This is a genomic window from Pollutimonas bauzanensis, assembly GCF_040393045.1.
Taxonomy (GTDB): Bacteria; Pseudomonadota; Gammaproteobacteria; order Burkholderiales; family Burkholderiaceae_B; genus Pollutimonas; species Pollutimonas bauzanensis_A.
This window is the reverse complement of the sequence record NZ_JBEBUX010000142.1, coordinates 1-10,246: the sequence shown is the minus strand read 5'-3', so window position 1 is coordinate 10,246 and position 10,246 is coordinate 1. Positions and strand designations below refer to the sequence as shown.

Here is a 10,246-nt window from a genome sequence, read left to right as displayed (position 1 = left end):
CCGCTCAAGAAACCGACAGACTCACCGCGCGAGAAGCAAGAAGCTCAAGAAACCGACAGGCACCGCGACACGATAAGCCAGCCGCTAAACGTCCCATACCAGCACTTGCCCTACATCAATGCAAAGTACGAGGTGAATCCGTTTCGTGCGGATCGAAAATATCGTCATCATCGTCAGGCTCATCGTCTTCAAGGTCATCGTCATCCTCGCTGACAGGCTCATCCGATATGACAAACGGAAGAACGTCCCGCAAGTTTTCCGACCAGGCGATTTCCTCGCCTTCCTGGTCAACCTTGATGAAGCGTACGCCCTCGAGATCAGATAACTGAATCGCCCATAGATATTCGCATTCGAAAATATCGCCATCGGCGATCACCAGCCCGCCTTGGTTACCGATGATTCTGGCGCCGGAGCCGCCGACTTGCACCACCACGATATCGTCGGGAGTGTCCTGGATATCAAGGGGCACCGCAAAGATCACCCATTCGAAACCGGTGTCTTCGGCATCGATGACTTCGGCCAAGACGGGCTTGCCCATGTAGGCGCTTAGCGCATCTGCCGTTCGGCCGATGAGGTCGAGTTCGTCGTCAGTAAAGCGCAGTGGAGATTCTTGAGTGGTGGGCATGGCTATCGTCCGGAAGTGAAGCGTCTATTTTAAGCCATCGTCCGCGTCATGCGGCAAGGCCTGTTTTTACTGTTATCGAGGCTTTATTCCTGAGTCCGGCCTACAATCAACCCTTTATCATTTCTTGACTTTGTGGCCATGGCTCAATACGTATACACGATGAATCGGGTTGGCAAGATCGTGCCGCCAAAACGGCAGATTTTGCGCGATATCTCTTTGTCTTTTTTTCCGGGCGCCAAAATTGGTGTCCTGGGTCTGAACGGCTCGGGTAAATCAACCCTGCTCAAGATTATGGCGGGCATAGACCGCGAGATCGAGGGCGAAGCGATACCTATGCCTGGCATCAAAATAGGCTATCTTCCCCAGGAACCTATGCTCAATGCCGAACACACCGTGCGTGAGTCGGTCGAAGAAGGATTGGGCGAGTTGTTCACGGCCCGCAAGCGTCTTGAAGAAGTGTATGCCGCCTACTCCGAGCCTGATGCCGACTTCGACAAACTGGCGACAGAGCAGGGCGAGCTCGAAGCGATTATTGCGGCAGCTGCCTCCAGCGGCGCCGACGATATCGAACATCAAATGGAAATCGCCGCTGATGCTTTGCGGCTGGCTCCGTGGGATGCCATTATCGGCAAGCTGTCGGGGGGCGAAAAGCGCCGCGTGGCTTTGTGCCGCTTATTGCTGTCCAAACCCGACATGCTGCTGCTGGACGAGCCTACCAACCACCTGGACGCGGAAAGTGTAGAGTGGCTTGAACAGTTCTTGCGCAAGTTTCCCGGCACCGTGGTGGGCGTGACTCACGATCGTTATTTCCTGGATAACGCGGCCGAATGGATACTGGAACTTGATCGGGGTTACGGCATTCCCTGGAAGGGTAACTACAGTTCCTGGCTGGAACAGAAAGACGACCGCCTGAAACAAGAAGACGCGTCCGAATCTGCTCGTCAGCGCACCATCAAGAAAGAGCTGGAATGGGTCAGGCAAAACCCCAAGGGCCGGCAGGCGAAGGCCAAGGCGCGTCTTGCCCGCTTTGAAGAGCTGTCGTCGCATGAATACCAGAAGCGCAACGAAACCCAGGAAATTTTCATTCCCGTTGCCGAGCGTCTGGGCAACGAGGTGATCGAATTCGAAAATGTCAGCAAGGCGTTCGGTGATCGCCTGCTCATGGACAATATTAGCTTCAAGGTTCCTGCAGGCGCGATTGTGGGCATTATTGGTCCCAACGGTGCGGGTAAGTCGACGCTGTTTCGCATGATAGCGGGACAGGATCAACCCGATTCCGGTACGCTCAGTGTTGGCAAGAGCGTCAAGCTGGCGTTCGTGGATCAATCCCGCGAATCGTTGCCAGATGATAAAACCGTGTTTGACACCATTTCCGATGGCGCCGACCTGCTGACGGTGGGCCGTTTTGAAATGCCTTCGCGCGCTTATTTGGGACGTTTCAACTTCAAGGGCGCTGACCAGAATAAAATGGTTGGCAAGCTGTCGGGCGGTGAGCGTGGCCGTTTGCACTTGGCTAAAACGCTTATCGAAGGCGGTAACGTGCTGTTGCTTGATGAGCCATCCAACGATCTGGACGTCGAAACCTTGCGGGCGCTGGAGGATGCCTTGCTGGAATTTGCAGGCAGCGTATTGGTGATCAGCCATGACCGCTGGTTTCTGGATCGTATCGCCACTCATATCCTGGCGTTCGAGGGGGATTCTCAGCTAGTCTTTTTCGATGGCAACTATCAGGAATATGAAGCCGACAAAAAACGTCGTTTAGGTGAAGAAGGTGCGAAGCCCAAGCGCTTGCGTTATAAAGCACTGAAATAACAGCCAGCATTCCCGGAGGTTCCATGCCCATACTAAGCACCCACGATTCGCTGGTCTTGCTGGTTGATATGCAGTCAGCGCTATTGCCAGCCATTCACGATCACGAGCAGGTGCTTGGGCGTGCCGAGCGCTTCGTGCGTACGGCGCAGTTGTTGGGTGTGCCGGTGATCGCTACCGAGCATTGCGTTGACAAGATCGGCCCTACGTCGCCTGTACTGCGGCGCTGGGTTGATCATGTTATCCACAAGACTCATTTCAATGCCGCACGGGAAAAAGATTTCTTGTCCGAGTTGCCAAAGCGACGCTGCAATGTGTTGTTAATAGGCACAGAAGCGCATGTATGCGTGTTACAAACTGGCCTGGGCCTGACAGGCCTGGGACTCACCCCCATTCTGGTGACTGATTGCATAGGTTCCCGACGCCAGTCCGATCAAGACGCCGCGTGTCAGCGCTGGGCCCACCATGGTCTGGAGCAAATCAGCTCTGAAATGGCCATGTTCGAATGGCTGGAAACGCCGGCGCATCCGCAGTTCAGGGATGTGCTTGCGCTGATCAAGCAGGGCTGATCGCGCTTTGGATACATCTGTTTCGCAAGTTCACAAGGAATACATTCGAAAGTTGTCGGCAGGGCCGTAAATCAAGTAACGTAAGAGTGTTGATTGAACTGTTTGGAGATCGTATATGAAATTAACAACTTTCACTAAGCTTGGAGCTGTTGGTTTGCTGGCACTGGCAATGGGCGGGTGTTCTTCTTGGGACAACATGAGCCATCGTCAGAAAAGCACCGTAACTGGCGCCGGTCTTGGTGGCGTTGCCGGTGCGGTAGTTACCGGCGGCGGCGTCCTGGGCACGGTTGGCGGTGCTGCGATCGGCGGTGTTATTGGTGACCAGGTCGGCAAGAATCGTTAATCTTCGCAAGATATGAAAAAGGCCAGCTTTTATAAAAGCTGGCCTTTTTTTATTGCTATTAAGACGGTGTAGGAAAGACGCCTGGTTAACAGGAGCCAGTCCTACCCTAGCTTGTTTAGCGGCTTTCCACCTGAGGCATCTCGATTTTGACTTCCAGCACTTCCAGGGAGTCCTGGCGGTCTAGATTGACCTTGATGTCTTCTGGATTGATCTTGACGTAACGCGAGATCACTTCCACAAGTTCTTTTTGCAAGCGGGGAAGGTAGTCGGGAGTAATGCCGTCGCCGCGTTCGTTAATGAGAATAAGCTGCAAGCGGTCTTTGGCGACGCTGGCAGAAGTCTTCTTTTCTCCGAGCAGGAAACTCAGGAAGGACATATCATTTCCCTCCAAAGAGGCGTTTGAACAGGCCTGGCTTTTCGTAATCGACAAAGCGCATAGGCTTTTCTTCGCCTAAATAGCGCGCCACGATGTCTTGATAGGCGACCGACACGTCGCTGTCGCGGATATGAATGGCTGGGACACCTTGATTGGATGCTTGCAATACCGATTCGGATTCCGGAACAACGCCCAGCAGCTTGATGCGCAGGATGTCTTCGATGTCTTTAAGCGAAAGCATTTCGCCGTCAGCGACACGCTTGGGATTGTAACGAGTAAGCAGCAGAAACTCCTTGATAGGATCGTCGCCTTTCTCGGCCCGGCGCGACTTGGCAGACAGTATCCCCAGGATGCGGTCGGAATCGCGTACAGACGAGACTTCAGGGTTGGTAACAACCAAAGCGTCGTCGGCAAAGTAGGATGCCATCAGGGCCCCCGTTTCGATACCGGCAGGCGAGTCGCATACGATGTATTCGAACCCCATCTCGGCAAGATCCTTGAGCGCTTTTTCCACGCCTTCTGTGGTCAGCGCATCTTTGTCACGCGTTTGCGATGCCGGCAGGATGAACAGGTTTTCCAGCTGTTTGTCGCGAATTAGGGCCTGATTAAGGGTGGCTTCACCCTGGATGACGTTGACGAAATCATAAACAACGCGGCGTTCGCAACCCATGATCAGATCAAGATTGCGCAGGCCCACGTCGAAGTCGATAACCACCGTTTTATGGCCCCGCATCGCCAGTCCTGAAGAGAAGCTGGCACTGGTGGTTGTTTTACCCACCCCGCCTTTGCCGGAAGTCACCACAACAATTCGCGCCATGAGTATCGAATTCCTTTAGTTCTTAGTAAATCACGTTATCGTAAAGCAAAATCGCAGCAAAGTTGCGAGTTTTGCACATATTTGACCTTTGCTTGGCAACAAAAAATGTCTTATTTGCCTAGCGCGGTAATCTTTAATTGATCGCCATCCAGCTGGACGATCGTTGGCTGGTTCAACAGGCTTGGATCCAGCCTGGTTTCTATCACCCGATATACCCCTGCAATGGCTACGAGCTCGGGGTCAAGCTGGGTGGTAAAAATGCGTGCGCTGGTATCGCCGCGTGCGCCGGCCATTGCCTTGCCTCGCAAGGGGCCGTAAACATGGATGTTGCCATCGGCGATGATTTCGGCACCCTGGCCAACTGCGCCAATAACGATCAAATCGGTATTGCGTGCATAAATACGCTGGCCTGAGCGCAGTTGACGGTTGATGACCATGGCCGCGGGCGCCACTTCGGGAATTGCCGGAGCCATAGGGACGACGGTTTTTTCCTCTTTCGAGGACGGGGGGGCGACAACAGGTACATCTTTGTCGGCGACCGGCGCGCTGGTTGGGCGAGGTGCGGGGTTGGCCAAGTCTACTGAGGGCAGACCGCAGGCCATGGCGCTATCCAGATTGGCGCCCAAGGCCACCACACCTACCGGGTGAAGGTTATGGTCGCGCAAGGCTTGGATCAGTGCTGCCCAGTCTACGGCTTGTTCGACCAGGTTTGCATCGATCACTACCGGTTCGTTCTCGAAAAACGAACCCGCGTCGCGCATGCGTTGCGCCAGGGCGGAAATAAGCTCTGTCGTATCGTTGCTGTGCAGCACCACGCGCAGCGCATATAGTGTGGCGCTTTTGAAGTCCAGAGCCAATTGGCTTTTACGGGGAGGGGAGGAGTCGCTCACGGCTTGTTTTTCACAAATAAAAGTTACACATCTGCTTGCGTCTTAGTTTTTCGGTACCCAGGAGTCCCTGAGTGTCACGGCGCGGTTGATAACCGGTTTTTCGGCGGTGGACTCTTCGCGGTCGGCAACGAAGTAGCCTAAGCGTTCGAATTGCCATGTCGTACCCGGTGTCGCTTTGTTGCCGGGTTCGAGCCAACCTTGCACGATTTGGCAGGAATCGGGATTCAGTGCGGCCAGGAAGTCCTTGTCGCCGGAATCCGGGTGGGGATCCAAAAACAGGCGGTCGTACATACGTATTTCAGCAGGAATGGCATGTGCGACGCTAATCCAGGTTACGTTGCCCTTAACCTTGACCGAATCCGAGCCCGGTGTGCCGCTTTTGGTATCCGGCAGGTATTCTGCGTGGACTTCGACCACATTGCCCTGATCGTCTTTGACGCAACCAGTACAACGAACAATATAGCCGTACTTCAAGCGTACCGTATTGCCGGGGAACAGGCGGAAATATTTCTTTGGCGGATCTTCCCGGAAATCGTCGCGCTCTATCCACAGCTCACGCGATAACGGAAATTCGCGCATGCCGGCCTCAGGGTCGTGAGGGCTGCGGGGAGCATAGCAGAGTTCGGTCTGGCCTTCCGGGTAGTTGGTAAGGACCAGCTTGAGCGGATCAATGACAGCGACGGTACGCAAGGCTTTGGGGTCGAGGTCGTCGCGCAGGGCTTGTTCGAGCAGGCTGTAGTCAATGCGGGAATCGGCTTTTGAAACGCCCAGACGCTCGCAAAACAGACGTATGGCTTCTGGCGTGTATCCGCGGCGGCGCAGTCCTACCAGTGTAGGCAGGCGGGGGTCGTCCCAGCCGTTCACAACGCCTTCACGCACCAATTGCAGCAGTTTGCGCTTGCTGGTTACGACGTAGCTGAGGTTAAGGCGTGCGAATTCATGTTGGCGCGGCAGTGGGCGCGACAACTGACCCAGATCGGCCAGATGGTTCAGTATCCAGTCGTAGAATGGGCGCTGGTCTTCGAATTCCAGGGTGCAGATGCTGTGCGTGATGCCTTCCAGCGCGTCTTCCACTGGGTGCGCCCACGAGTACATGGGGTAAATGCACCAGTCGGTGCCGGTACGATGGTGGGCGACATGCCGTATGCGGTACAACACCGGGTCGCGCATATTCATGTTGGGCGACGCCATGTCGATTTTCGCGCGCAATGCCAGGCTGCCGTCGGGATGCTTGCCTTCGCGCATTTCCTGCAACAAGGTCAGGGATTCAGCGGCCGAGCGGTTGCGCCAGGGAGAATCAGTGCCTTTTTCGGTAAGCGTGCCGCGCGTGGCGCGCATTTGTTCAGCGTTTTGCTCGTCGACATAGGCGTGGCCGGCCTGTACCAGCGCCTGGGCGAACTGATACATGTATTCGAAATAGTCGCTGGCGAAATAGCAATTGGTTTCTTCGCCGTTGTCCCAGTCGAAGCCTAGCCATTTCACCATGTCGATAATGGCGTTAACGTATTCGTCTTCTTCTTTTTCGGGGTTGGTGTCGTCGAAACGCAAATGGCAGGCGCCAAGATAGTCGCGTGCCAGGCCGAAGTTAATACAAATGCTTTTTGCGTGACCGATGTGCAGATAGCCGTTGGGCTCTGGCGGAAAGCGAGTGCGGATACGGGCCACGTCGATGCTGCCTTGCTGCTGAACGGAGGCTGGCCCCGGTTTGCCGGCCCAGCGCTTGTCGGCGTAACGGCCTTGAGCAAGGTCGTTATCGATGATGGAGCGCAAAAAATTTGAAACAGGTGCAGGGCTGGGTACAGAAGTCATACAGAATAAGCAATGAAAATGGCAGATGAAGTAAGCATTTTGCCACGTTCAGGGTTATTTGCCTGCATGCGGTGCCCGCAAATGGCGAACTGGCTCTAAACTAGCGCACATTATGATGCATTCAACCCTTTGGTTATCGCAAATCCAGTTCTTTTCCAGCCTGGGTTTCATGTTGTTGTTTTTGGCCATAGAGCTAGGGCTGGCTTGGGTGTTGCTGTATTTTAAGCTTCGCTCGCTGAGTTCGGATCACGCTCCCTGGACGGAAGCGTATCGCTTCTGGGTGCGCGTATTTGCGCTGGCTTTTATTTTAAGCTTTGCGGCAAGTATGCCCGTATTGATTCAATTCGGCAGCCTATGGCCTCAGTTGATGGATAAGATTGGCGACGTGGCCGGCCCGCTTTTGGCGGCGGCTATTTTGTCGGCCTTTATTTTCAAGTCTTGCTTCCTGGGCGCCATGCTATTCGGTCAGCGCTATGTGTCTGACAGAGTCCATGCGTTGCTGGTATTCATGGTGGCGGTGGGTGTGCTGGTGTCCTCTTTTTGGATGTTGGTGCTGCTATCGTGGATGCACGCGCCTGCCGGCGTCAACTGGGTCAATGGGCAATACCATGTGCTGAATTGGTGGGAAGTGTTGTTTAATCCTGCCTTGCCCTGGTATGCCGGGCTTTTTATTCTGGCCAGTGCATTGACGGTGGCTTTTCTTATGCTCGGTGTCGTTGCAGCGCAAACCTTGCGCCGACCAGTAGATGAAAGCGGCCGGCTGGTATTCAAAACGGCTGTACATATCGCTGTTGCTGCCGTGGTGTTGCAGGCGCTGGTGGTGGCGGGAACCGGCCAGATGACGGCGCGTTATCAGCCGGCGAAGGCAGCCGCAGCGGCTGGGTATTGGCATAGCGGTTCACAGGCTGATTTGGTTTTGTTCGCCTGGCCAGATACGGAAGCGGCCGTTAATCGGGCCGCGTGGGTTTGGCCGAGGGCTGGCAGCTTTGGCCTGGGCCGCGACGAGAGCGGCAGTTTGCGTGGGTTGGATCAGTTCTCAGGCATGATGCCGCCGGTGGCGCTGACGTTCTGGTCGTTTCGCGCCGCCTTGTTAGTTGGCGTGCTGATGGCATTGATAGCCGTGTTGACACTTTGGCGCGCTCATAAGGTCCATTACGATCCGGGGGCATTGTCGCGCTGGTGGCGCCATGTCTTGGCAGGCATGACGTTTTCAGGTTGGGCTCTGCTGTTGGCCGGGCTGGTTTATTTAATGATCGGGTCCTTTCCTTATGCGGTCACGGGCACGATCACCATAAGTGAAATCACTGGCAACACCCATTTCGATGTTTTGCTGGGCGGATATATTGCGTACTTAATATTTTATGGCGTGATCCTTGTGGGATTCATGCAGTTGCTGCGATACATCGCCCGCTACGGCGTGGTTCCTATCGCCAGAAGAAGGGGACGGGCATGATTGCGTCATTCGCATCTTCCTTGGGGCTAAGTGCCCAGGATCCAGTCTTCTGGATGCCGCTGGTATTCATGGCCTTGCTGTTTGCCACTATTGTGGCGGGCACGGTGCTGGATGGTTTCGACATTGGCGTGGGTTGCCTGGCTTTGTTTGCGCCAGCCGATTTGCGCCCGCGCATGCTGTCGTTGTTAAGTCCCTGGCGGGATGCCAATGAATTCTGGCTATTCCTTGGAATGGGGCTTTTCATTGCGGCGTTTCCCAACGCCTGGGGCAGCATCATGGGCGAATTGTATTTGCCGTTGTGCATGCTGGCGCTGGGCGTACTCTTGCGCTCGGTATCGTTTGAACTGCGTTTGCGCGCACCGCAAGAATTGCAGTCGCGCTGGTTAGTGGGCTTCGGGTTGGGTTCACTAATTACCGCTTTGGCACACGGCTTGTTGCTGGCCCAGGTCGTGGTGACTTATCAAACACACTCTGGTTATCAATGGTTTTCGCTTTTTGTCAGCCTGTGCGCAGTCGCGGCATATTGTCTGCTGGGCGCGGCCTGGCTGATTATGCGGGAAGCTGGTGAACTACGGGCGCGAGCGGTGATGTGGGGACGGCGGGCCGTACGCTGGGCGGCGGCCGGCGCCGTAGGTGTGTCGGTGGTGCTTGCCTTCGCGAACCCAGGTATTTTTCTGAAATGGAGCGATGGCCCGCATTGGCCCATTGTGGTGCTGCTGTGGGTCAGTTTGCTGGTATGTTTCATATCGATCGAGATGTGTTTTCAACGAATGATCAATAGCAGCTACCGGACGACTGCCTTGCCATTTTTCATGACGCTACTGGTGTTTTTGATTACGCTTGGCGGCCTGGCGTATAGCTTTTTCCCGTTCCTGGTACTGGATGATATAACCATTTGGGACGCGGCTGCTTCCGTGGATTCGTTGCGGCTGGTCTTGGCGGCGACGGTGGTTGCGTTGCCTGTGGTGTTGATTTTCAATATCTGGGTGTATTGGCGGATGTTCGGTTTGTCCATTGCACCGACACCGCCTGATTTCAAGGATAGGGGAGTGGGAGCTGATTCGTCGGTTTCTTAGGCGACGGCTCGCTGGTGGTGTCGTGAGCCTGTCTCTTTCTTGAGCGGCGGCTGCCACAGGGGTTGGGACTGGCTCAGCGCTTAGCGGCCCTGTGCTGTCGCCAGGGCTACCCGGGCCAAGTTTCATTTCCGGTGCGCCCGCGAACTCCCAGCGCTGACAGTCCACTGGACTGTCAGCAAGCGTGCTGGTCGAACATGCGCGGGCTTGCCTCACCGGAAATGAAACTTGGCCCGGCGCACGCTGACTTCGCCTGCCCCAACCCCTGTGCCAGCCGCCGTCACATGAAAGGCTGACTTAGACGGCTTCGGCCAGCAGCTGATGCAGGCAAAAAGGGAGAGGGTCTTAGCGGCGTTCTGCGCATTGGCATATGGCCATTCGTATCTGCCTACTAGCATTGACCATTAACCTCGGCTCACTGGCATCCGTCTTTCAGCGGCCTTACATCAGCCGCCACCCTTCCATAAGAAGGCTCGTCCAAT

Annotated in this window: 10 protein-coding genes; 5 read left to right on the top strand and 5 right to left on the bottom strand. The window is 55.2% G+C overall.

From position 1 onward, the window contains the following. Positions 1-115: 115 nt before the first annotated feature. On the bottom strand, positions 116-625 hold the full coding sequence (locus tag ABWO67_RS16960; protein ID WP_353153727.1) for a hypothetical protein: 510 nt from the start codon (positions 623-625) through the stop codon (positions 116-118). A gap of 138 nt (positions 626-763) precedes the next feature. Between ABWO67_RS16960 and ettA the strand changes: the two genes are divergently transcribed. From ettA to ABWO67_RS16945, 3 genes are all read left to right on the top strand, one after another. Beyond that, positions 764-2,437, top strand: coding sequence for an energy-dependent translational throttle protein EttA (gene ettA, locus ABWO67_RS16955; RefSeq protein WP_353153724.1), 1,674 nt, complete (start codon positions 764-766; stop codon positions 2,435-2,437). 23 nt (positions 2,438-2,460) lie between these two features. Then, a complete protein-coding gene (locus ABWO67_RS16950) occupies positions 2,461-3,003 on the top strand; it encodes an isochorismatase family protein (protein WP_353153721.1) in 543 nt (180 codons plus the stop codon). Between the two features lie 115 nt (positions 3,004-3,118). Then, positions 3,119-3,346, top strand: coding sequence for a YMGG-like glycine zipper-containing protein (locus ABWO67_RS16945; protein WP_353153718.1), 228 nt, complete (start codon positions 3,119-3,121; stop codon positions 3,344-3,346). Between the two features lie 115 nt (positions 3,347-3,461). On the opposite strand, the gene minE is transcribed toward ABWO67_RS16945, so the two are convergent. The 4 genes from minE to ABWO67_RS16925 all read right to left on the bottom strand — a co-directional run bounded on the left by minE (position 3,462) and on the right by ABWO67_RS16925 (position 7,238). Beyond that, complete coding sequence (minE, locus tag ABWO67_RS16940) at positions 3,462-3,722, bottom strand: cell division topological specificity factor MinE (RefSeq protein ID WP_353153715.1); 261 nt, start codon at positions 3,720-3,722, stop codon at positions 3,462-3,464. Between the two features lies 1 nt (position 3,723). Continuing rightward, complete coding sequence (gene minD, locus ABWO67_RS16935) at positions 3,724-4,539, bottom strand: septum site-determining protein MinD (RefSeq protein WP_353153712.1); 816 nt, start codon at positions 4,537-4,539, stop codon at positions 3,724-3,726. Positions 4,540-4,649: 110 nt separating this feature from the next. Then, a complete protein-coding gene (minC, locus tag ABWO67_RS16930) occupies positions 4,650-5,429 on the bottom strand; it encodes a septum site-determining protein MinC (protein ID WP_353153709.1) in 780 nt (259 codons plus the stop codon). A 42-nt stretch (positions 5,430-5,471) separates the two neighbouring features. Continuing rightward, complete coding sequence (locus tag ABWO67_RS16925) at positions 5,472-7,238, bottom strand: glutamine--tRNA ligase/YqeY domain fusion protein (protein ID WP_353153706.1); 1,767 nt, start codon at positions 7,236-7,238, stop codon at positions 5,472-5,474. 112 nt (positions 7,239-7,350) lie between these two features. On the opposite strand from ABWO67_RS16925, the gene ABWO67_RS16920 reads away from it, so the two are divergent. Together ABWO67_RS16920 and ABWO67_RS16915 are read left to right on the top strand one after the other, a co-directional pair. Further along, on the top strand, positions 7,351-8,691 hold the full coding sequence (locus tag ABWO67_RS16920; protein ID WP_353153703.1) for a cytochrome ubiquinol oxidase subunit I: 1,341 nt from the start codon (positions 7,351-7,353) through the stop codon (positions 8,689-8,691). Continuing rightward, the gene (locus ABWO67_RS16915) at positions 8,688-9,767 is read left to right on the top strand and encodes a cytochrome d ubiquinol oxidase subunit II (RefSeq protein ID WP_353153700.1); all 1,080 of its coding nucleotides are present in this window, start codon (positions 8,688-8,690) and stop codon (positions 9,765-9,767) included. The genes ABWO67_RS16920 and ABWO67_RS16915 overlap by 4 nt, the downstream gene beginning before the upstream one ends. Positions 9,768-10,246 lie beyond the last annotated feature (479 nt).